The organism is Stenotrophomonas sp. SrG (assembly GCF_050031795.1).
In the GTDB taxonomy this organism is placed as follows: Bacteria; Pseudomonadota; Gammaproteobacteria; order Xanthomonadales; family Xanthomonadaceae; genus Stenotrophomonas; species Stenotrophomonas rhizophila_A.
This window is the reverse complement of sequence record NZ_JBNBBE010001799.1, coordinates 1-230: the sequence shown is the minus strand read 5'-3', so window position 1 is coordinate 230 and position 230 is coordinate 1. Positions and strand designations below refer to the sequence as shown.

The window sequence follows — 230 nt, the reverse complement described above, 5'->3', positions numbered from 1 at the left end:
CACCCGTGGTGGTTCGACGAGCCCTACCGCAGAGTCAACCGCGATTAGCTCAAGCTGAAATTGCTCATGACCCCGTACATGTACGGGCTGGCACACGACGCGGCGACGAGCGGCGCGCCGATCCTGCGCGCGCTGTTGGGGGATGACCCGCAGGACCCGCATGCGTGGACCGATACCTGGCAGGACCAGGTCCTGCTCGGCCGCGGCGTGCTCGTGGCGCCGGTGTGCCG

At 68.3% G+C, this 230-nt stretch carries 1 pseudogene; it reads left to right on the top strand.

Going from position 1 to position 230, the window contains the following annotated elements:
- Positions 1-230 (top strand): annotated as a pseudogene (locus ACQG3P_RS25435) (hypothetical protein); the annotation flags it as partial.